The sequence below is a fragment of the Carboxylicivirga sediminis genome (genome assembly GCF_018156225.1).
Taxonomy (GTDB): domain Bacteria; phylum Bacteroidota; class Bacteroidia; order Bacteroidales; family Marinilabiliaceae; genus Carboxylicivirga; species Carboxylicivirga sediminis.
The window spans coordinates 90,833-115,429 of record NZ_JAGTAR010000012.1 but is presented as its reverse complement, the minus strand read 5'-3'; the positions used below and the strand labels follow the sequence as shown (position 1 = coordinate 115,429).

The following is a 24,597-nucleotide window of genomic DNA, read 5'->3' as shown; positions in this document are numbered from 1 at the left end:
ACAAATTATTTATACAATTAATTTCCTTTCTATTCAGTTAAGTATTATGTTCGTTGAAGTTCAAATTTTTGCTGTATTAAATTGAGTAAGGATAGGTGCCATATTTTATCTTTTACTGAAGCTATGCTTCCGGTTCTGTTACCAATTGCCTGTCAGGGACTTGGAGAAGGTTATTTTGTTAGCCAGTTAAAGCATTTGAAAGAACACTATACTCTTGACATTAACTGTGTTTTTAAGGCCGATAAACTAATTGGTTTTAGTTTGGCCTATCAGTGTACTATTGAGGGTGCTTTATGTGATTATGGGCTTAATGTTTCTTCTTATGCCGAATGGGACAGGCAGGTGTATGTGCTAAAATCAATGGTTATTGAAGAAAGTTATCAACGCCGGGGATACGGTACAGAGCTTATGAAAAGTGCTTTGAATAAGGCTAAAGCTAATCAGTTGGATGCAATTATTTTAGTAGGATGGAAAAGTGTCAAGGGAACAAATATCGAGCATCTGATGGATGACTTTGGTTTTGAAGTAATTTGTGAAATACAAGATTTCTGGCATGCAGAAAGTATCATCAACCAATATCAGTGCCCTGTTTGTGGCAACCCATGCAATTGCACGGCAATTATCTACTCAAAGGAATTGAAGATGTAGTTTTTCGTAGTGATTTATTTACTTTTGCACTTTTAATAATAAAGCTGTGCATTTTAATCCCTATAACATAGATTTGCCAATTACTGAGGTAATTGACGATGTGAAAAAACACTTATCGGCGTCAAATACCTTGATTGTTAATGCACCTCCTGGTGCCGGCAAGAGTACCTTATTGCCACTAGTTTTACTTGAAGAGAGTTGGCTTAATGGTCAAAAAATCATCATGTTAGAACCTCGTCGCCTGGCCGCAAAAACCATTGCCATGCGTATGGCCGCATTATTAGGCGAAAAGGTGGGGCAACGAGTAGGGTATCGCATACGTTTTGATAATTGTATAGGTGAAAGTACACAACTGGAAGTGGTTACTGAAGGGATACTGACCCGCATGCTGCAGCAGGATAATGCTCTGGAGGGTGTGGGACTGGTAATTTTTGATGAGTTTCATGAGCGGAGTTTGTTTGCGGATACCGCTTTAGCCCTGGCCAGAGAGGCCCAGCAGGTATTGCGTTCTGATCTGCGCCTGATGATTATGTCGGCTACCCTTGACATGCCACAATTGACCCAATTACTAAAGGCGCCCTCTGTTGTAAGCCAGGGAAGACAATTTCCTGTGGAAATACTATATGGTGGTGATAGTGACTTGATGCTCTTACCGGAATTGACGGCTAAAACGGTGTCAAAAGCCGTGAAGGAGCAAACCGGGGATATTTTAGTTTTTTTACCAGGAGAAGCCGAAATAAAAGCATGCGAAATATTACTAAAACGCTCACATCCTGTTATATCTGTTCATCCGCTCTATGGTCAGCTACCACCCAATAAGCAGTATGCGGCTATTATGCCGCACAAAGAGGGTAAACGTAAGATAATACTGGCTACTTCAATTGCTGAAACCAGCTTAACCATTGAAGGTATTAGCGTGGTAGTGGATTGTGGTTTTAGCCGCACCTTGCGCTTTAATCCTAATTCAGGCTTATCAAAGTTGGAAACTGTTGATATAACACTGGATTCAGCTGATCAGAGGGCTGGGCGGGCCGGACGCCTTGGTTCCGGGGTGTGTTACCGTATGTGGACCAAAGCAACACACAATCGTCTGCAGGCTCATCGTAAGCCTGAGATTGAGGAGGCAGATTTAGCTTCTTTAGTCCTTGAGATGGCACGTTGGGGTGTTAATGATATCAATCGTCTTACCTGGCTGTCGCCACCTCCTAAAGGGCATGTAGCCCAGGCAAGGGAATTATTGCATCAGCTTGAGGCCCTGGAAAATAATCGCATTACTGAACATGGCAAGGCTATTCATGGTTTACCATGTCACCCTCGATTGGCACACATGCTCTTACTGGCTGAAGAAGAGGGCTTAACTGCTCTTGCTGGCGACATAGCAGCTCTGTTGGAAGAGCGTGATCCCTTAGGGAAAGAAGCTGGTATTGATATCAATACACGCATTGAGGCTTTGAGACGCTACAGACGTGGTGAGCTGAAAAACAAAAAGCTTAAGCGCATTGCCAAAATTGCTGAACAATACCGGAAGATCCTTAAAGTTGAAGAAGAAAATAACGCGGTAGATCCATATGAAACAGGATTATTGCTGGTATTTGCTTACCCTGAGCGCATTGCACATGCCAAGCCAGGAAATAATGCACAATTTAAACTGTCGAATGGGAGCATTGCGGCAGCTGGTCATCAGGATGATTTGGCGCACGAAGCCTGGTTGGCTATAGCCAATGTAAATGCCCGTGATGGTGTGGGACGTATTTTTCTGGCTTCACCTTTAAATCCGCAGGATTTGGCCCCAATGGTGAAATCAATGGCATCCATTACCTGGGATACTAAAAACGGTGGGTTTAAAGCAGTGACAGAATTACGAATAGGTAGTATCATACTGCAAAGTAAACCTTTATATGATTATGATGAGAATTTAAAAATCAGTGCTATATGCGATGCCTTAAAGCAGGAGGGAAGCTGGCTCCTTAATTTTAGTAAAGAGGTGGAGCAATGGCAGTATCGTGTTCTGAGCCTGAAACATTGGGATAAATTGCATCACTGGCCTGATGTTGCTACAGAAACATTATTGATGACCTGTGAAGACTGGTTAGGTCCTTATCTGCATGATGTTAAAAAGCCGGCCGACCTAAAGAAGATTGATCTCAAAAGCGTGTTACAGCACCACCTGAGTTATGAACTGCAAGGTTTGCTTGATGAGCTGGCCCCAGAGCGTATTAAGGTACCTAGTGGTTCCAATATCAAACTCGAATATAAAGCCAATGGGGAGGCGCCTGTATTGGCCGTGCGCCTGCAAGAGGTATTTGGTATGCTTGATACGCCAAGAGTATGCGGTAATCAAGTGAATGTATTACTGCACCTGCTATCGCCTGGTTTTAAACCGGTGCAGATTACCAATGACTTAAATAGCTTTTGGAACAAGGCCTATTTTGAGGTAAAAAAGGAGCTTAAAGTAAGGTACCCCAAACATCACTGGCCCGATAATCCTATAGAAGCAGATGCTGTAAGAGGGGTTAAACGTAAGTGAAATTGGGCAATCAGTAAATAATCCTTAATTTGCAGAAAGTGTGATTTTATGAGGATTAATTTATGCATATTGAGTCTGTTATTTCTTGGTGTTTTTACATCGTACACCAAGGCTCAAACAGTTGAACTTAAAGACAATTTTTTTTATATAGATGGTGAAAAGTTTTTCGTCAAAGGTGTTGGTTATGAGCTTGGTGCATTGCCCGGGCAGCTTCCCTGGCAAAAGACATTCTCGCCAGAGCAGATTCATAATGATATCCAGCGTATTCTGGCGGGTGGTTTTAATACGATACGCACCTGGGCTCCCTTTACCAAAGAAGAACTTGATGTAATTGCTGCCTATGACATTAAAATTATTATGGGCATATGGATTGATCCGCATGGTGATTTTTCTGATCCTGTCTTTATAAATGAAGCTGAAAACATAGTAAGGGATGTGCTCAGCTACTCTAAGGATTATGGTAATATTATTGCATATCTCATAATGAATGAGCCATCTCCAGCCACAATTTTTGATTCTGGTTACACCGAAACAACAGATTTATGGCAACAGTTAGTTCAAATAATTCACTCCGGTCATCCCGGACGACCAGTCAGCATATCTAATACCTGTAATGGAACGTATATCGATTCGGGCATATTTGATTTTAAAGCATTTAATGTTTATGTGTACAATCCGGTTACAGTCAATTATCTGTATGAATACCAGGATTATATTGCATATTTAAGAACTTTGAATCAGCCAGAACAACCATTGATTATAAGTGAGTATGGATTGTCAGTTTCACCATCGGGACCTGGAAATTGGGGTTATGGAGGTAATACTCTTTCAGAACAGACCAATGGAGTATTACACATGTATCAATCATTGGTGAATGGAGGTGCCGCAGGTTCATGTGTGTTTAACTATGCCGATGGATGGTGGAAAGCCGGCAATGAATATGTACACGATGATGCTGCAGAAGAGTGGTTTGGCTTAGTAGAATATTCGTCACTAAGCGATGCGGTAGGGACCGAACGTCCTGCCTGGAATGTCATACATGATTATCAGCGTGCTATTATTACAGAACCCCGTAATGGTGAGGTATATGGTACATCCATTCCTGTTGAAGTGTTTGTAAATGATGGCATTGGGCGAATGCAGGTTTACATTGATGATTTGGTCATGCTGGATAGGATAGTTGATAATAATTATTTGAAGGAATATTTGCAATTGGAGTCAACTTCCGGAAAAGATATTGAACTGGTTTTTAGGTTTTATGATAAAGCTGGCATTCAACTGAAGGAAGAGGAGCGGAGAGTCCTGTTCAGTAACGATGAAATAGGATTACCATCAATAAGTATCAGCATCAATAATTCGGCTTATTGGGAGCAGGGATATGTTGATGTTACATATACCATCAATGGTTCAGATGCATTTCAATTAGGAAATAAGCTGTCATATTGCTTTTACCCTCACATAGGCTTTGAATATGGTTTCAGTTACTCAGAAGATATCGCAGCTCTTCAAAACCTGTCACATAGCGTGCGCCACTATTTTAATTCTACTGTGGATGTAATAACCTTAGGTGCAGCAATGGATATTAGCTGGGGTGCTTTTGAAAAACGGATTGTAAACTCTAAAGTACTATCGCGTGAAAATACATTGGTCACCAGCCTGCCTGTTTCTGTTGCAAGCAATGATTTTACTGTATATCCTAATCCTGCAGAGTCTTATATTACAATTCAGCCCATGCACAAGGGAAGCGTTCAAATTTATGCGATTGACGGCACTCTAATTAAGTCAATAAACTATACAGGACAAAGGATTAATGTAGCTGATTTAGTACAAGGAATGTACATTATTCGCTTCAATAATTCTATTGGGCGGTTTATTAAGCTATAATGCTCGACAGATGTGAACAACTCTAAATATCTGGAATGGTTGTGAATCATGTTCAATTGGTTAATATGTCCTTTGTTGTGGTTTTCTTTTAAAAGTTTCAAATATTACTTGTAATATTCAAAATCATTTAATTACTTTGAAATTCAAAGAACTTTTAAAATGAATACACAAGAGCATTTAAACCAGTTGACAGAAATCAAATCCTTAATGGAACGTTCCAGCCGTTGTTTATCATTGAGTGGCTTATCAGGTGTTGCAGCTGGCAGTGTGGCTATTTTGTGTGGTAGCTATGCCTGGTGGTATATTGGCAATGGCACCTTCGCTACACCTGTTACCGTCACCAACCATTTTTTAGCTCTGCCTGTTAACAGTCAAACATTCCTCCACCTGCTTATGGTTGCTGCGTTTACATTGGTATTTGCCATTGGAACTGCATTTTTCTTTACGTGGCAAAACAGTCAGAAGAAAGGGCTTAAGATATGGGATGCATCAACCAAAAACTTTCTGATTAACTTATTTTTGCCTCTGATAGCAGGCGGTTTATTTTGCCTGGCTTTAATTTATCATGGCGAATTATACCTTCTCGCATCAACTACACTCGTTTTTTATGGTCTGGCTTTGTTAAATGCCAGTCGCTATACACACCGCGAAATCCGCTATTTAGGTATTTCCGAAATCGTATTGGGATTAGTTAGTCTGTATTTTATAGGCTATGGTATACTATTTTGGTTGTTTGGTTTTGGTTTGCTGCATATAGTATATGGACTGCTGATGTATGCCAAACATGAAAAAGTATAACTGACTGATTTGGAATAATGAAGCATATAATTGATAATTTGAGCAAACTGTTTGACAGTCGTTTACGTTTGGGTATTATGGCTGTATTAATGGTCAACGACAAGGTCGACTTCAATGCATTAAAAGAATATTTGGATGCCTCAGACGGCAACCTGGCCAGCCATATTAAAGCGCTTGAAAAGCATGATTTAATTATTGTGCATAAACAGTTTGTTGGACGGAAACCAAAAACCAGTTATGAAGCCACTCCACTGGGGCGTCAGTTGTTTCAGAAACATCTCGATGGCCTCAATAATTTAATTAGTAATGTAAAGCAATAATTTTTTTTATTCATACACTTTGAAATACAAAGTACTTTTAAATTATATATCGATGAAAACAAAACTTACTTTGGCACAGCAAATAGGGCTGACTATGATGTCCCTAAGTGTGCTCATCTATTATTGGGTGCCACAATCCCAGAATACACTTAATGGATGGTCATTAATTAATTATGTACTTGCCGTGGCATACTTCTTTATTTCGTTCTTTGATAAACCTGTTAATACCAACATCTTCAGGTTGGTTAGGCCGCGTATGAACTGGCACATATTGCTGGCCTTGTTACTGATTAGCTGTTTCACACTGAATAAAGATGTGCATGTTTTTGCCAAGGCCCCACTTTGGTTGGAGTTGGGATTGATTCCTTTGTTGTTGGCATTTGTATTAACAGGGTATCCAAATGGTTTACCAATGTATATGAGGAAGGCTTTGTGGTTTTTGTCTGGTGTATTGTTTCTGATAATACTCTATTATTCGATTGTTCTTTTGCCAACCATGCTGCTTGCAGTCTTTGGCCTTATTTTACTGGGCATATCCATACACCTGGCGGTACCGATGATCATACTGATTACCCAATTGCGCTATGTACTGGCCGGTAAATCACCCAATCGAATGCCTGGTTGGTTCTGGACAGGCTTTTTGTCGGCAGTACTGGTCGTTGGGGTTTATATTGGGTTATTTGCCTACCAGAATGAGAAAATTACCAGTGCCCAGGGAGACATCATACTGAATGAAAGCCTGGAGTTACCTGAGTGGGTGCAGTATGCTCAAAAATGCGAATCATCCTTTTGGGCCAGGCGGGTTATTGGATTAGGACTGCTGTATGAAAAGTTTTCAGATGACTGGTGGGGCTTCGATTTTAACCGTGGTTCGTTCTCTGAAATACGTGTACACGATCCTTTAGTGGCCTTGGCTGGTGCGAGGATAGGTGATTTAGACTTAAGCAAGGAGGAGAAGGTGAAAATCTTATCAACCAGCGCTGATACAAGACATTATGCATATGAGAAACTGTGGTCAGGACGTGATTTAAGAATAAGCAAGAAAATAACTGATATGCGCGTTTATCCAGCATACCGTCTGGCATACTCCGAACAAACATTTTGGATTGAAAATACCCATCAACATGAACGCAGCCGGCAGGAGGCCCTGCTTACGTTTTATTTGCCAGAGGGTGCGGTAGCTTCGTCATTGTCACTGTGGATAAATGGTAAAGAGGAGCAGTCGCGCCTCACAACCAGGAAAAAAGCAGCGACAGCTTATCGTCAGGTGGTTGGTGTTGAGAGACGTGACCCGGTTGTGTTGCACTGGCAGGAAGGCAACCGGCTGACCGCCACTATTTTTCCATGCACACCCGTTGAGTCAAGGCGCGTGAAGGTGGGTATTACCATACCGATGGCAGTTGATAACGGATCACTGGTGCTTGAAAACATGCAGATAGCTGGGCCTGATAACAGAGGTGCAACAGAGATGGTGCATTTAAAAATAGTAGGCGATTCAAAAACGGCGAAAGTACCAAACGGATTTAAGCTAAAAGCAGCCAACCAATACCTCTACAGCGGACGGCCACTGAATAGCTGGCAAGTGAAAATCCCGCTGCAACCCCTAAGTACAAAACACTTTGCGTTTAACAATCAAAGTTATTGCCTGAAAACACTCACTGGCGGAACCAACTTAAATCCATCAGCTATCTACCTCGATGTAAACAGCCAATGGACATTGGAAGAGGTGCAATTCTACCTGCTATCGGCACAGGACAGGCCGGTGTATGTTTACACTGACCGGTTTCAGCAGTTGGAGCTGGCATCGCTTGATTCGATATATCAACAATTGGCCCGGCATACTTTTAGTGTATTCCCGGTGCATAAGCTGACCAAGGTCAGCGGGGCATTATTGATTACGAAGGGTCAAAAGAATGCGCCCATTCCTTCGGAATTAAGTGGTTCTGAGTTTTATGATGATTTAACCTTATCGCTGAGTCATTACCAGCAGTCAATAGCCTGTTTGGTAGTGGATGGTATGAAGTCTGACTATATTGCGAGTCTAGAGCAGTACAAATTATTGAATTGTCAGGTATTAAAAACCAGGCAGGCGAAAGAGCGCAGTATTGAATCCTGGTACAAAAGCTATCCTGAGAGCGAGAAAGCGGTAATATTGGCTAATTCTGAAATGATGATTGTCAAAAGCCCGATTGTATCAGCACAAGCAGCAGATACCGGTGCTCCCTCACACTTGTTGCGCTTATATAATTATCATGCGATCATTCAGCAAGCCGGACATTTGTTTTTAAATAATGCAGATGAGATAGGTGATACTATTTATGATTTGTTCGATGAAGCTTTTGTTGTATCACCAGTGTCGAGCTTAATAGTGCTTGAAACGTTGCAGGATTACGACCGATTTGATATTGACGAGAGTACCAATAGTGTGAAAAATGCCAGTCTGAAGGACTCTGGAGCTGTACCCGAACCCCATGAATGGGCACTGATAGCGGTTGTTCTGGCAGTAATTGCACTGATGTATTTTAAATTTAAGTTGTAGTATGATCTATCGTTATGTCAGGCAGCTGGCCATAATATTGTGCTTAAATCATCCTGGTTTGTGTATTAAGCTGGCCAATACCATCGAAACCATAAGGCTTCTTTGGATAAAGGCATTAAAGATATGCCATTACAAGGCTTATATGCAGATTGCTTTGCTAATACTGGCTGCCACTCCTGTGTTTGCTGCTTATGGTGGATTAAGTTTAGAGCAAATACTCTTTTTTGTCACCTTACCATTAACACTAGGTAACAACAGGGCGAGGCGATATACAGGATTTACGTTTGTAGCATCAGCCTTGTTTTTAGGTCTGTTTTACCTGACACATGTATATAGCGCTTTTTATATAGGTTTTACCCTTTCTTTACTGCTCACTTTGATGCTAACACCGAAACAACCAGGCCTGCTGTCCTATGTATTGGCGGGTATAAGTACTCCTGCTTTTCAGTATTTATTTCAGGTGTTCAGCTTTTCAATACGTTTATTTTTAACCCGTCTGGCAGGCAAGATATTGGCACTTATATTTCCGTCCATCGAATTGGCTGGAAATAGTCTGGTAATGGATGACGTGAGTTTTACTGTTGCTCCGGAGTGTATGGGACTTAACATGCTTTCTGCGGCTCTAATTGTTGCGATTAGTTCGTTGGCCTTTATAGCCCGGCGATATAATAAACGTATTGCTATTTTCCCTTGTTTATTATTTCTATTGGCAACTTTGCTATTGGTGATATGCGGCAACATATCACGGATCATCCTTACAGTAATTTTGAGAGCCATGCCTGGTACCTTTATACACGAGATAATTGGCCTGTTGGTGTTTAGCATCAATATTTGCTTGCCTCTGGTTCTGTTGGCTGTTTATATGCAGCCGTTGTATAGTGAGAAAGGGCATGAGGCGCCTGTCATCAAGCAAGTCACCTTTCGAAAGGTAATTTTTCTATTGCTACTGGTAGCAGGATCAGCCTTGGTGCGCCAGAATCATGTTCACACCCAAGGTGGAACACCATCTCTTAACTTACCTGATATGCAACAAAGTATTACAAAAGATGGTGTAGTGAAGTACAGCAACAACAATGCTTTAGTGTATGTAAAGCCTCCGGCATTTTTTCTGGGTGCCGATCATCATCCGTTTATTTGCTGGCGAGGTAGTGGTTATCAAATAGCAAATGAGAATATGGTGCAAATCAATCATCATGAGGTATTTACTTTTGAATTACACAAAGAAGGAGAACCGGTGTTGTATTCGTGCTGGTGGTATTCCAATGGCCTTCAGCATACTTGCAGTCAGTTCACATGGAGAATGGCGGCTATAAATGGTGAGGCAGCCTATAGTGTGATTAATGTATCGGCCCCAAGCAGGGAGGTTTGCTTATCATTGGCGAAGCAGCAACTCAAATAGCTGGATAAAATGGATGCGAGTATTTTGATTAGGCATGCAAATGCTTATTGAATACAAGCAGCTGAAATGATTTTATTTCGTGCATTAATAGTATATTCGTTTGATTGATACTAATTCTCGTCTAAAGATATGGCCAGGTTTTTAAAAGCAAAAAAAGAAGCAATTGGATTATCACCTTATGAATTAAGGTTTTTGGGAGAGCAAAAACTTGATTTTGTCAAGTTGCGGCTCATTAATTACAGTGAAGACCAATTAGAAGAGCGGGAGTTGGCCTCAATATCAGAAATCAAGGACTTTCAGTCTGAAGATGCTGTTTCTTGGGTGAACATTGATGGACTGCACGACACCGGGGTGCTGGAGGAGCTGATTGCAGAATTGCAGATTGATAAACTGGTGGTGGCTGACGTGCTGGATACCCATCGACGTCCTAAGCTGCAGGAATATGAGAATTGTCTGTATGTATCGGTTAAAATGCTGCAGTTTGATGATGACGAAGACCAAATAACGTCAGAGAATCTCGTGTTGGTTTTCAATAATAATTTGCTCATATCTTTTCAGGAACGAGTGGGAGACGTGTTTAATCCTATAAGAGAGCGCTTACGCAAAAACAAAAAGCGTATTCGTAGTTCTAATGCTGATTATTTGGCATTTGCCCTGCTGGATGTTGTGATTGACAATTACCTGCACATCATCAGCCGTTTGGGTGAAAAAATTGAGGATCTGGATGATGAACTCATCGAAAAACCATCATCTGATAGTCTGGTGAAAATTAATACTTATAAGGTAGAAATCAGCTATCTGCGGAAAATAATTAAGCCCTGCCGTGAGATGATACAAAACCTCTGCAGGTTAGATTCAGAGCTGATTGATGAAAGTATTCAGGTGCATCTGGATGAACTGAGACATAATATTGAACAGGCCAACGAAGCCGTCGATAACTACCGCGAAATCTTATCCGATCAGCTGAATATTTTCCATACTACCGTAGCTTATAAGCTCAATGATGTACTTAAGATGCTGACCATTTTTTCAGTAATTTTTATTCCCATCACTTTTATTGCCGGGGTATATGGTACCAACTTCGAAAATATTCCGGAGCTTCATTACAAGTATAGTTATTTTATCATGTGGGGCATCATTATCATTACTGTGCTGATAATGTTGTGGTACTTTAAACGAAAAAAGTGGCTGTGAAAAGTTTGGTGATTCATATTTGAACGCCGAGTTGTATAAAAGGATGCAAATTCATAGATGTAATCATGTTTATTATATTGCATCTTGTGATGGATGTATATCGGTTGGTTTTGGGATATTTTAGTTAAAGAAAATTTGCGTTTGTGCGTGGACAATTGAAACTGATTAATTGCAAAGATATAAGTCGTTAATAATTAGCTGTATAGTGGTCTTGGTGAGACTGTAGAATACAAAATGTTTAATGGCAGATTTGCATTGACAAATACGATTAGTGACAATAAACTTGCTGATTTTTTAATTGCATACCTTATCTTGGTCCAATATTTAAGGATGAAAATTGGGCATTCTGCTGTGTTGTTTGTCATAAATTATGAAGCTAGCTGGAAAACAAATAGACTATAACAGTTCGTTATTTAAGGATATCTTTGAACGTCTGTTTCCCTCCATGTGTCTGTTGGCAGCCCGTATTCTAAAAGACGACGATGTGGCCAAAGATATTGTACAGGAGGCTTTTGTAAAGCTTTGGCAAAAAGACAATGAAGACTTTACCGATGAAAACACCTTACGTGCCTATCTGTACGTGCTTGTAAAAAATGCTTGCATCAGTCAGCTACGCAAAGAGAAGCATAAAACAAATGCAAGCATTGACGAAGGATTAACAATTGGCGACCAGGAGTTTTTAAACGAAATTTTAAGAGAAGAAACTTACCAGCTATTGCGTGAAGCCATTAATGAACTATCACCCAAGGCATCTAAAGTGGTTCACTTATCACTAAAGGGATACAGTAATCAGGAAATTGCTGACGAATTGGATGTGACCATTAATACCATCAAAACAGTAAAAAAACGTGCCTACAAAGCACTAAAGGAAAGGCTTGGTGCTGAGTATATTATTATATTGCTTACTCAGTTTATCAATTTTTTTTAAAAAACTTCGAATACCTGTCACTCCCCACAACATTTATTTGCGTCATTCACTTGAAATCAAGTTGTATTTTGTCGATACTTAGATTATGAGAAAAGGAATAGACGTACAAATCAAGAATGCTAAGTTATTAGCCGGTAAGGTTCTTGATTCGTTGAATAAAGAACAAAAAGAGGCTCTGTCTGAATGGGAAAAGTCAGCTCAAAACAGGATCCTTGCCAAAGATATTTTGGATGAGCAGGCTTTCGACCATTGGAATCAGGCCTTTGATGGAGTGGATGCTTCAGAGCAATGGGAAGTTTTTCTAAAACGGATGAATAAGGAGTATCGTCGGGGCAAATCAGTACGTATGCAGGTATATAAGGCAGTGGCATCTATTGCTGCAGTATTGGTGATTGGCATTGCACTGTTTGTATTATTTCAGAAACACGAATACAAGTCTCAATACCAATCGGTTGTCGAGGCTTCTATCGGTCCAGGTTCATCTCAGGCTCAGTTAATACTAAATAGTGGTCAGGTTGTGGATTTGGAAGGACTGGCAAGCGAATCCATTGACGAAGGCAGCATGTCGATTCATAATAAAGAAGGTATTTTGGAGTATCAAGAGTCCGATGCAAAGAAAGAGTTACCTTCAATGATGAACACGTTAAAAATTCCACGAGGTGGAGAGTATCAATTGGTGTTACCGGATGGCACTCAGGTTTGGTTGAACTCCGACAGTGAATTAAAATTCAACGTTCCTTTCACAGGCAAAGAAAGAAGGGTGCAGCTAAGGGGAGAAGCGTATTTCGATGTGGCACACAATGCAAACAAACCTTTTATTGTTGAGTCTAGTGGTCAGTCGGTTGAAGTATTGGGGACAGAATTTAATATTTCGGCCTATCCAGAAGATTTAAATATTATCACCACGCTGGTGGAAGGGAAGGTTTTGGTTGAGCAGCTACTCGACGGACAGACAGCCATGCATGAATACCTGGAACCCAACCAGCAAACGGTTCTGAACAAAGAAACAAAGAACATTTTTAAGCACGATGTTGAAACCTATCTGTATACCTCTTGGAAGGAAGGACGCTTTAAGTTTGATAATGAACCTCTGGAATCATTCTTAACTAAAGTGGCTCGTTGGTACGATGTCGACGTATTTATTACAGATGATAGCGTTAAAGATATCCGCTTTACAGGTGATTTGCCTCGCTATAAAGACATGAATAATATTCTTAATATTATTGAGGCAGAAATGTCGGTGCATATTGAGATAGAAGACAATAAAACAATATACGTTTCACGATAATAACGAAAAAAAAGAGGGTGTTGGCGCACCCTCTGAATATAACGTACCCTTAATAGAATACATTATTTATTAGCATTTACAAAAGTATGAAAAAAAAGAAACTATTAACAGCTCTCCGGCCACCCGGTGAGTTAAGAAAATTATGGTTAATTATGAGGTTATCCATTATTATGGTATTTAGTGCTGTTCTTTCTGTATCAGCAAGTTCTTTTTCTCAGGATAAGCGAGTGAGCATTAATCTGAAAGACGTTAGTATTGCCAAGCTGTTTGAAGAAATCAGGCAACAAAGTGATTATAGCTTCTTCTTTAACCAGGAAAAGATGGCTGCGCTTAATACGGTTACAATCAACAAGTCAAATGTAACTGTAGAAGACGTACTTAAGGAGGTGTTAGCCAATACCAACTTAACCTATACAATGGTCGACGATGTAATAATTATTAAGAACAGGGAAGAAGCCGCTAATGATGTACAACAGGAGACAGTAACTATCAAAGGAACAGTTACCGATTCTGAAACGAGTGAAACATTGCCAGGGGTAAATGTATTGGTTAAGAATGGTATATTAGGAACCATCACCGATTTGAATGGCCAATTTAAGATGAATTCGCCACGGCCAGTAGAAGTATTGATCTTTTCATTTATTGGCTATGAGAAACAGGAAGTAGCTTTGAATGGTCGCACTTCCATTGAGGTTCAGATGGTACCTGAAATGCAAGAGTTGGCTGATGTGGTTGTGACTGGTTATCAGGTAATTGACAAGAGAGAATTAACATCCTCTATTGCCTCAATTGAAGCTGAAGACCTTGATATGATTGGTTCATTGAGTGTTGACCAAATGTTGGAAGGAAAGGCTACTGGTTTAATGATTACTAACCTGAGTTCAACACCAGGAGCGGCTGCCAAAGTACGTATCCGAGGTGGAAGTACCTTTACCGGAAACCAAAGTCCGTTATGGGTTATCGATGGAGTCATCTATGAAGATCCGGTTCCTCTATCAGCTGATGAGATTAATAGTTTTGATAATATTAACTTGATTGGTAATGCCTTAACAGGTATCAACCCACAGGATATTGCCAAAATTGATGTACTAAAAGATGCATCGGCAACCGCCATTTACGGTACGCGCGCTGCCAATGGTGTGATTGTAATTACAACCAAGCGAGGCAAAGAAGGAAAACCTACGCTAAGCTATTCAGGAGGAATGAGTGTGGTACGTGCACCTCAATATTCAGACTTCAACCTAATGAATTCTAAAGAACGTATTGATGTATCGCGTGAAATATATGAGCAAAACCTTGGCTTTAGTTCATCATACAATAATATTGACCATTTAGGTTATGAAGGTGCTTTAACAAACTACTGGAATGGAACTTATAATTTTGAACAGTTTCAAAATCAGGTATCTTACCTCGAAAGCTTAAATGCAGATTGGTTTGGCGAGTTATACCGTCCGGCTGTTAAACAGCAACATTCATTAAATGCCAGTGGTGGTAGTAAAAATGCACGATACTATTTTTCTTTGGGTTATGACGACCAGCAAGGGACAGAGAAAAATGTTGATTTAAATAGGATTACAGCGCGTTCTAATCTCGACCTGGACTTGCGTGATAATATTTTATTGTCATTTAAAATGAGTGGTTCGGTTCAGAAAGCCACTTATAACCATAGCTCTATTAACCCATTTAATACAGCTTATTATACCAGCCGAACAATTCCGATTTATGACGAAAACGGCGACTATTATTATACGAATAAGCAGATGTATAATGGCGTTAATGGATATGTTTATGGGCGTTATAATATTCTTAATGAAATGGATAATTCAGAAAAGAATATTACAAATAAGGATTTGGCATTATCAGCTTCGTTACGTTGGAAGTTCTTAAATAATTTCCGTTTTACATCATTGGTTAGTTATCGAAATACAACCAACCTAACCGAAGAATGGATTAACGAAGATACCTATTACATTGCTGCATTGAGAACTTATGATTCGTTTGAGGACATGATCGCAGAAGACGTGAATAAAGGCTCTACAGTCCCATTTGGTGGAATTTACTCAGGAGGAATGGTAAGTCAGGATACTTATTCAATAACGAACCAGTTAAACTACAATAAGGTTATTAATGGTAAGCATGTGTTTAACGTTAACCTAGGGCAGGAAGCTCGTTCGGCTAACTATTGGGGGGCCACCGGATTTCAAGTGCCGGGATATAATCATTATCAGGGTCGCGGTTTTATTGTTTTGGATCACCCTTCATATAGTTCTTCAATTGGAGGAATGGATTTCGAAAGCTACGACTATGATGCCATGATAAGTTGGCTGACAGACCAAGGTGGAGTATCTGTCTATCCAACTATTACGGATAGAGTTAAAAATTCGATGTCGTTCTTTGGTATTCTCAATTATGTGTACGACAACCGCTATGTTGTTAACTTTAATATTCGTAGCGATGGTTCTAATACGTTTGGACAATATCAGCGCTATAAGTTTAAGCCAACATGGTCATTTTCAGGTCGTTGGAATATTCATAACGAGGCTTTTATGGGAGGCAATAACCTGTTTGACGAGTTGGCCTTACGTGCTTCTTACGGGGTAAGAGGAACTATGCCTAATGCAAGTCCTTATTTGCTTATTTCAAATTATGGTCGCTACAGTTCTATTTATTACCCAGAGACCATCGCTAGTTTGTCAGAGTTTCCAAACGCCAACTTACGTTGGGAAAAAACAGAAACAGTTAATATCGGTTTAAATTATAGCTTACTCAAAGGGCGAATTAATGGTGCATTTGATTATGCTTATTCCAAGAGCAATGATCTGATTCAAAGTCGACCAGTTTCTTTGGTTAATGGTAGCTCTTCGCAGTTATACAATGCCGGTAGCAAGGATGTAACCAGCTACGAGTTTAGCATTCGCACTGTAAATATCAAGAGAGATAAATTTGGTTGGAGCACCCATTTTAACTTCTCATACGACAAGGACCGCGTACTTGAAGGTTTTGAGGAAGGCGTACAAAGTAACCTAACTGTACAAGACTATTTAAATGGTAGCATTTACCGAAAAGGATTTCCAACAAATGGGTTTTTCTCTTATCAGTTTGATGGCCTGACAGAAGAAGGTCTGCCAACCTTTAAACATTTGGTTGAAGAGAATATGACACCTGAACAACAGCTTGAAGCAATGTTGGTATACGAAGGAAGTCGGGTGCCATTGTATTATGGTGGATTTGGTACACAAATTAAATATGGAAACCTTAGTCTTTCTGCCAACTTCACTTATAAGCTAGGGTATAAAACGCGCCTGTTACCGTTGTACAATGGAAATCAGAACCTGCCATTGCCATATGAAAATATTAATAGTGCATTTAATAATAGGTGGCGCCAGGCAGGGGATGAAAATGTTACCAATATACCTGTGATTACTGATTACAACATGAGGTTGACCAGTAACTCAGATGCCGATGGATATGATAATGTATATGCTACCAATACCAGTTACATAGCTTCGCCAGGTAGTAATCTGTGGAGGATGTATGATTATAGTGATGCCCGTGTTGTGGATGCTGATCATATACGTTTGCAGACCATTACATTATCGTATATTATGCCTCGCAAATGGCTTGAAGGTACAGGTATTAAGCACCTTAGGATGGGCGTTCAGGCCAGTAATATTGCCGTATGGGCATTTGATAAGGATTTGAATGGTCAAGATCCAGAGCAGGTTAGCGGAATTGGTATGCCCAACCTACCGACCTATAGTTTAAATTTAAACATGAGTTTCTAATACAGTGTTATCATGAAAAAAATATTATATATACTTATCCTTTTACCTTTTTGGGGGTGTAGTGACTTTTTAGATGAAGTCGATCAGGATAAACTGGTGCCTGAAAAAACAGATCATTATTCGGCGCTATTGTTAAACGAATTTAGCTTCGAGTATCCTATCTTCAAACAGGTTGATTTTATGACAGATAATTTGGTTGAAGATCCTAAAGGATTAACAACTGAAAAGCTTAGCCAAAAAACAACATATACCTGGCAAAGGGAGATTGAGATTGACGAAGAAGGTAATGAGTTGAGCTATGTAAATTCGTCATGGGAAAGAATGTATGAGGACATCGCCATTGCTAATTATGTTATTGAACAAATTGATGAAGCCATCGGCGAACAGACTGAAATCGATCAGGTAAAAGGTGAAGCCTATTTCGTAAGAGCTTTGTCGTATTTCAATCTGGTTAACTTATATGGCGTACCATATAATTCATCATCTGCACAATCTGACTTGGGTGTACCTTTACGCAACGATATCGGGGTTGAAGAAACTTATAACCGAAATAGCGTGGCAGAATGTTATGCTTTAATCGAAAAAGATATTACTGAGGCCAGACGTTTAATTGATGCAGGCGGTCTTTCAAAAACGGTATGGCATCCAACAGTTGCTACCTGCGACTTATTAATGTCAAGGGTGAAACTATACCAGCACAAATGGGATGAATGTATTGAATACGCAAATAAAGTTACAAATGAGTATGGACTATCAACTATAAAAGTTGACCAGCCATTTGTATCAGAGTCAAATAATGAGATATTGTACTCGTATTACACTGCTGCTCCAATCTTTTCGTTGTATGACAACTTAACAGGTAAGGTAAAAGAGTTTGTTTATTATTCAAATATGGAGTTGATTAACCTATATGATAATGAAGACAAACGAAAAGAAGCGTTTTTCGATGCCATTGATGATGGAACTGGTAAGGTTAACTACTTAACCCTAAAGTATCAAAAAGATAATTATACAACGCTTGGCTTTGCAAATATACGCGTGGCAGAAGCCTATTTGAACAGAGCTGAGGCCTATGCTCAAAAAGGGGATGCAGGCAATGCCATTAACGATATTAAGACTTTACATGCAACACGTTATTCTGATGCATCAGGAGTAGTTTATCCAAGTGATGCACAGGAAGTAGTTGCCTTTGTAATAGAGGAACGACGTAAAGAGTTATGTTTCGAAGATCACCACCGTTGGTTCGATTTGAGACGGATGGCTAATCGCCCTGAAATTAAGCATGTGTTTACTTTGGTTGATAATAGTGGTATAAAGCTAGGTACTGAAACCTATACTCTTTTATCGGATGACCTGAATTACACGCTCCCAATTCCATTAAAGGAAAGAGAAAATAACCCTTTAATCAGGAATAATGAGCGATACGAGAAAATACCGGAGATTAATGAAGAGATATTAATCCCTTAAGGTAGATTGTCTATAATTAAATAAGTATTTGATCATGAAGAAAAATTGGATATTATATATTTTATTGGTTGGGTTAATCTATGCTTGCGAGCAAGACGAAGATAGCTTACAACCTTCATATAAGGATATTGATCGTGTAGCTTCGCAGGTTGATTTATCACGACCTATTGTCAAGCGTATCTACGAGGATTACCATGTTGGTATATTACATGAATATGATGACACACTAGATTTTGCCTATGTAGCTCAAACAGATGATGCTGCCCGCTTGTGGGGACAGGTAGAAATACCTCAAATCAGCAGTCTGTTTGTTGATGAAGAGGGAAATATGGATGCTGAAGGACTGGCCGATTACAATAAGTATGTAGATGATGCACTTGCGTTTGTTGATACGGCTATCTTTAAATTCTTTACTCCGGGAAGCATGATTGCTAGTAAACTACCCCAAAAAGTATTAATAAGTGCATCTGTTTATGCCAACGATCGAGTTAATATTAATGCATTAACCGAGTCTGAAGCAAGATATTCAAGATACACTGATGGTTCATTGAGTATGGTTTACAATGTTCATTCAATAGTCATCAATGTTAATCAGGATGAAGTGACCCAAAATACAGAAGATTTTATCATCGATGATTTTTATGTGTTTCTGGCTAAGGTGATGGAAATGAATAATCTTTACAGCTTGGTGCCGGAGGAGTTTTATGCCAATAAACTAGATTATTATGGGCAAGAGATGGATGCGATATATCGCGAAGAGATGGGAATTGATGAGGAAACAAGTCTGTCTGTTATTGATAAGGATTGGGTTTATTCTAAAGGATTTATTGATGCCCAGTATTTTTACAATTCATCATCAGGCCTAGGTACTGTTTGGGAGCGTGTCGATGGCGTTTGGGTAAAACACTATAAGGCATTTAAGCCAACCTATGATTTTGTTCCTGGTGTTGGAAAGGACGTACGCTCCTACATCAATGAGCTGTTATTTCGCAATGCATCTGAATTTGAGGCGTTTCCTGAAAATATACAGGATAATCTCCGCTTAATATATAACCTGGTTTCTGGATGGGGAGTTGATTTAATGAGCTTGAATCCTGACATAGAAGTGTTAATTACTGAGGTTTAATCTTCAAAAATTTTAATTATGACTAAACAATTATTATGTATATTTCTTGTGGGTATTGCCAGTTTAATTACATTTCAGGCATGCCAGGAAGATCCGTCTTTTCCGGATCCAGGATTTGAATTGACCGATCAGCGCGTAGAGGTACGACGCGATACAGCTGATTATTATGATATCTCAATGAGGATGAATGTGCCTAATGGAGTGTCAATTATTGAGTTAATCAACGCCAACGACTATTCGGTTTTAGAGGAAATTGATACCTATTATGGAAAGAAAAAGTTTGATTTTAGTTATCGTGTTGACTTAACTCCTTTTGAAAAGGATACAGTATTAAACTATATCATTAAAGTTTCTGATAAAGATTCACGTACATTTAATCAGGGCATTAGAATTGATGTTAAACCGTTTTCTTTTCCTGAAATAAACCTTGTTGGAGGTAATGATTTGGCAGTAGCAGTGCCGGCTTGCTTTGTTAAAGGGATTGTATCCACTGGCTTGAACCCTCTTAAATCTGTTAAAATCATTTACAACGATACAGAGCAATTTAGCTATTATCCCGCAGATGACGATACTGTTATTTATGAGATGCCGCTTAAGCAAATGGTGCTGCTTGGACAAATGGAATTAGGTGTCAAATATCCGGTTTACATCGTTATTGAAGATGAAGCAGGTCAGACATCAACAACAACATTGAATGTTCATAAAACGAATGAGGTAAAACGTCCTGATCATATTTTACATAAAAATAGGTCTGGGATTATCATTAAAATTCAGTTCCATTACAATGAGTTAACCGGAGAGTTGGATATTATGGATTATATATTCTCATCCGGAACAAATTACCAAACTCTGTTTAGTTATAATGAGTTAGGAATGGTTGATACCATGACATACAGAAGTCTTGATAGTGACGGCATATTTGATGACGAAACAAGGACATACTTTAATTATGTTGAAGGTACTACGGAGGTGTCTAGCATTGAAGAACAGGATTTTGATTTCGATACCGAAGGAAATATCATCGGAGAGTACGAAAAAGATGTGTTGATGAGTAATTTCGTTTATGTTGACGGTGCAGTATCATCATTCTTTAAAGGAAGTACGATGATATCTGATGTGAATTATACAGACCCATTTTTAGCCGGAGAAATGATTTTTAATGAATACTGGCAAAGTCAAACATACATGACGAATCCAGATAGAAGACAACACAGAGAAGATTTTGCTCCAAGCATTATGCCAACGTATATGGAAGGCTTCCCGCCTTTTGCTGTTGCGAATTCAGTACGATTAAACATTTTTAATGATATTCTTTGGCACAAATATATCTATACAAAAACTGTTGGTGCTACTGATTACACTTACCTGCTATTACCAGCTTATACTTATGAGACGGATGAAAGTGGTAATATCACCAAGTTTGTTAAGACATATACAGGTGGTAGTTACTCCTACAAAGGTAAAAGTGAAACATATACATTCTTCTATCAATAAATAGTATTAGTGATATAAGATTGTTAAATGGGGCTAAATAATTAGCCCCATTTTTTATGTACGATTATGAAGCTATTTCATTTCTTATTTTGCCTATGACTTTTCTTAATCAATTGTCACTCTCATTTTTTAATACTGCGTCATTTATCAAAGGGAAAATAACATAATTCAAAATCGATAAGTCATAAAAAAATGTTGTAGTATGAAACGAGCCATTAGAAGAAGGTCTCATACACGAGGATAATTATTTTGCGGGTGAGTTCCATATGGCAACAGAAAAAAAATTGCATATGAAATATTACATAGAATTTAATTATAAACAAGCGACCCTATTGGTATTGCTGGTATTTCTTACCGGAAACTTATTTGCACAACAATTGCCAATGCCCAAAAACTTAACTATTGGAAAGTTAGACAATGGTTTAACCTATTATTTAGCACCGGAAGGCGAACCAGGTAAAGTAAAGGTGGTAATGTTATCAGGGCAGGGAGCATTGGTAGAAAAGCCTGAAGAGCATGGATTTGCACACTTGCTGGAGCATGTAATGTTTAATGGGAGTGAAAACTATCCAGGAGCAGAAGGAGTGCTTGAAATGCGAAGGATGGGTATGCGGCCGGCAAGAGATTATAATGGGTATACGGTGGGCTCAAATGTCCAGTATTTTATGACTATCCCAGAGGATGATACCGAATATCTTAAACGAAGCCTGTTGCTTTTGAAAGACTGGATGTTTCATCTCAGCTTCGATGAGGAAGCATTTGAATTGGAGAAGAAAATTGTTGTTGAGGAAATTAATAGAGGAGGAACAGCGGCCTCTTCGTTATTGGACGGAACCATTCTTGAAGGTCACAACGTGTTAGGTACCAAAGAAGGGATTCTTGCCGTTGATTTGAATAGTTTAAAGGAGTACTATAGAAATAACTATGTGCCTGGTAAACTAGCTCTGGTTGTTTATGGAAAAATAGATAGTAGGAAAGTGAAAAAGATCATAAGTTCTATTTTTGAGAAGGTACCTGCCGCGACTGATAGAACACCTAATTCCTACGTTAATATAAATAATGAAACCATTGTAACCGGTAAATTTAAACCATCACAGATAGATACACGACCTCGTATAGGTATAGCGTTTAAAACAGCACCAATTGCTAGTGATACCTATGCCACATTTAAGCAAAATTTAATTCGTAGTTACTTCAGCAATATCATCAAATTCAGGTTACAGCATTCAAATTATTCAATGGCAGCTCCATCGACTAATATGGGAAGCATCGTACCAGGCAATGAAATTTTCAACTTTAGACTGCAGGATAGAAAAGAAACTAAATACGACGAGCTGATTAATACATTTTGTAACGTACTGGCTCAAGCCAAGCAGCATGGTTTTCTGGAAGAGGAGATTGCTTATCAGGCAAAAAATAGTTTGGCAAGATCTGCCAAATATATGAATGACCAAACAATTTCATTAACTGGCATTCAATCGCACTTCTTAGAAGGGAATACACCTTTATGCGGCAAAACAAAGTATGAATTAACACAGCAGGTTGTTAGTGAGTTAAAGCCGGCTGATTTTTCGAATATGCTTGATGAACTTTTGAATATGCACTATACAGCCATGTTTGATAGTACATCATCTGCCTGCACTCCGCAATTCAATGAACAATATATTTTAGATAAGTTGGCAAATCTATCAGATATTGAAACGATACCCTTTCAATTTGAGGAACCAACTGCTACAGTAAAAGAAATCAGCGATGTGCACATAGAAACAGGAATAGAGCATGTGGCTGATGTTTTAAAGTCCGAACGAGTTAATGAACATATATCTACAGTGTTGTATAAGAATGGATTAAAGGCGGTTATGCACCAAACATCTGATGAAAAAGTCACCTTAAAATTAGTAGGAAAGGATGGACTAAATTTAATTTCTGAAGGTGATCGACTGTTTTATAAGGGTGCTATTCGATCATTCAATAACTCGTATAGTAGCTATTCGGCTAAAGATGCACGGCAAATGGAGCGTGGTCTGAAAATTCTTAAAAAAACAGAAATTGATAATTATGGTTATGAGATAGAAATGAATGGTTTACCTTCTGATATTGAGAAGATATTTCAGATTTTCTACCTGATAATGACTGATAACAGGGCGCCAGATGATGAAGATGTATTAAAACAATTTGAGTCGATTGCAAAACGAACTCTGGATAACCAGAAGGAATTTGATCTCTATAAAAGGAATCTTGATATCCAGGATTTAGCTATTCAACCCGATACGTTAAATACTGAAGGGTTGGGGGAACGTTTGTTAAGCTATGACCGACTAATAAAGCGTAACCTTTCTAATTCGATAATTATAGTACAAGGAGACTTGCCTAAAAACATTGAAGAGCTGGCGTCTAAATACCTGGGGACATTGATTTCAGAAAAAGTTTTGAGGCCAAAGCAGCAAGTCAATCAGTTGATTGTACCAAACGGGACCGTTAAAAAAGAATTTGTGTGGAATTCAAAAACGGGGAAGGTGGATTATTTGTTTTATCACTTTCCTGCCAAGCCATTAACGCTAAAAGATGAACTGATTGTACAAGCCATTTCACAGCATGCCTTGTTAAAGATTGGAGAGATAATAAGAGAAAAGTATGGTTTAATCTATGCTTCGGGAGGGAATATGACCACCGTTAAGTCTCCCACTGATTTTCAATCGGTAAGTTTAAGGTACCTGATTGATCCCGAAAACATTGAGCGCTCACATACTATTATGCACAATGAAGTGTTGCTACCTATGAGTCGTGGTGAAATATCCGATGATGAAATTCAGATTATTAAAGCGATGTTGAGAAGCATGTATGTAATGTCATTTTATGAAGATGACAACTTTAAAAGCATTTGGCCAAAATGGTATCTTAATTATGGAAGATTAGTAAATCCAAATGAAATCCATAAGGTAATTAAATCAATTACGTCCAATGATATTAGGAGCGCAATGAAACGGATTATTCAAGCAGATAAATACTATCAGTTAGATCGCTTTCCAAAAGAAAAATGAGTTTTCTAAACATAAATTATAAATATCACTACAGGTAGTAAGTATTCGAGCCGGACGCATTCAAGACTACTGCAGGTAGTGTTTTTTTTATTATTAGTTGTGTGTATGTAAATCAGAGATTTAAGAGACAAACGTTATAGAAACGTAATGTCGAATTGC

The 24,597-nt window shown here is 38.9% G+C and carries 15 protein-coding genes; all 15 read left to right on the top strand.

The genetic code is table 11. The features are described 5' to 3' along the window. Positions 1–123 precede the first annotated feature (123 nt). The 15 genes from KDU71_RS09640 (at position 124) to KDU71_RS09570 (ending at position 24,438) form a co-directional block, all read left to right on the top strand. Positions 124–648, top strand: coding sequence for a GNAT family N-acetyltransferase (locus tag KDU71_RS09640; RefSeq protein WP_212190169.1), 525 nt, complete (start codon positions 124–126; stop codon positions 646–648). 46 nt (positions 649–694) lie between these two features. After that, positions 695–3,175 carry an ATP-dependent helicase HrpB gene (gene hrpB, locus KDU71_RS09635; RefSeq protein WP_317195164.1) on the top strand — a complete coding sequence of 827 codons (2,481 nt, stop codon included), beginning with the start codon at positions 695–697 and terminating at the stop codon, positions 3,173–3,175. Positions 3,176–3,223: 48 nt separating this feature from the next. After that, positions 3,224–5,059: a T9SS type A sorting domain-containing protein gene (locus KDU71_RS09630; RefSeq protein ID WP_212190167.1), complete on the top strand. Its 1,836-nt coding sequence runs from the start codon at positions 3,224–3,226 to the stop codon at positions 5,057–5,059. A gap of 159 nt (positions 5,060–5,218) precedes the next feature. Further along, on the top strand, positions 5,219–5,857 hold the full coding sequence (locus KDU71_RS09625) for a hypothetical protein (RefSeq protein ID WP_212190159.1): 639 nt from the start codon (positions 5,219–5,221) through the stop codon (positions 5,855–5,857). Positions 5,858–5,874: 17 nt separating this feature from the next. Beyond that, a complete protein-coding gene (locus KDU71_RS09620; protein WP_212190157.1) occupies positions 5,875–6,177 on the top strand; it encodes a winged helix-turn-helix domain-containing protein in 303 nt (100 codons plus the stop codon). 52 nt (positions 6,178–6,229) lie between these two features. Continuing rightward, the gene (locus tag KDU71_RS09615; protein ID WP_212190155.1) at positions 6,230–8,716 is read left to right on the top strand and encodes an XrtN system VIT domain-containing protein; all 2,487 of its coding nucleotides are present in this window, start codon (positions 6,230–6,232) and stop codon (positions 8,714–8,716) included. 1 nt (position 8,717) lies between these two features. Beyond that, positions 8,718–10,115: an exosortase N gene (gene xrtN, locus KDU71_RS09610; protein WP_212190153.1), complete on the top strand. Its 1,398-nt coding sequence runs from the start codon at positions 8,718–8,720 to the stop codon at positions 10,113–10,115. A gap of 129 nt (positions 10,116–10,244) precedes the next feature. Continuing rightward, entirely contained in the window at positions 10,245–11,309 is a 1,065-nt protein-coding gene (corA, locus tag KDU71_RS09605; protein WP_212190151.1) for a magnesium/cobalt transporter CorA, read from the top strand. A gap of 370 nt (positions 11,310–11,679) precedes the next feature. Next, positions 11,680–12,237, top strand: a complete 558-nt coding sequence (locus tag KDU71_RS09600) for an RNA polymerase sigma factor (protein WP_212190149.1) — start codon at positions 11,680–11,682, stop codon at positions 12,235–12,237. Positions 12,238–12,322: 85 nt separating this feature from the next. Next, the gene (locus KDU71_RS09595) at positions 12,323–13,525 is read left to right on the top strand and encodes a FecR family protein (RefSeq protein ID WP_212190147.1); all 1,203 of its coding nucleotides are present in this window, start codon (positions 12,323–12,325) and stop codon (positions 13,523–13,525) included. Between the two features lie 86 nt (positions 13,526–13,611). Then, entirely contained in the window at positions 13,612–17,310 is a 3,699-nt protein-coding gene (locus tag KDU71_RS09590) for a SusC/RagA family TonB-linked outer membrane protein (protein WP_212190145.1), read from the top strand. Between the two features lie 12 nt (positions 17,311–17,322). Beyond that, the gene (locus KDU71_RS09585; protein ID WP_212190135.1) at positions 17,323–18,777 is read left to right on the top strand and encodes a RagB/SusD family nutrient uptake outer membrane protein; all 1,455 of its coding nucleotides are present in this window, start codon (positions 17,323–17,325) and stop codon (positions 18,775–18,777) included. Positions 18,778–18,811: 34 nt separating this feature from the next. After that, positions 18,812–19,903: a hypothetical protein gene (locus KDU71_RS09580; RefSeq protein WP_212190125.1), complete on the top strand. Its 1,092-nt coding sequence runs from the start codon at positions 18,812–18,814 to the stop codon at positions 19,901–19,903. 18 nt (positions 19,904–19,921) lie between these two features. After that, on the top strand, positions 19,922–21,397 hold the full coding sequence (locus KDU71_RS09575) for a hypothetical protein (protein WP_212190123.1): 1,476 nt from the start codon (positions 19,922–19,924) through the stop codon (positions 21,395–21,397). Positions 21,398–21,687: 290 nt separating this feature from the next. Further along, positions 21,688–24,438, top strand: coding sequence for a M16 family metallopeptidase (locus KDU71_RS09570; RefSeq protein WP_212190121.1), 2,751 nt, complete (start codon positions 21,688–21,690; stop codon positions 24,436–24,438). The last annotated feature ends 159 nt before the right edge of the window (positions 24,439–24,597 follow it).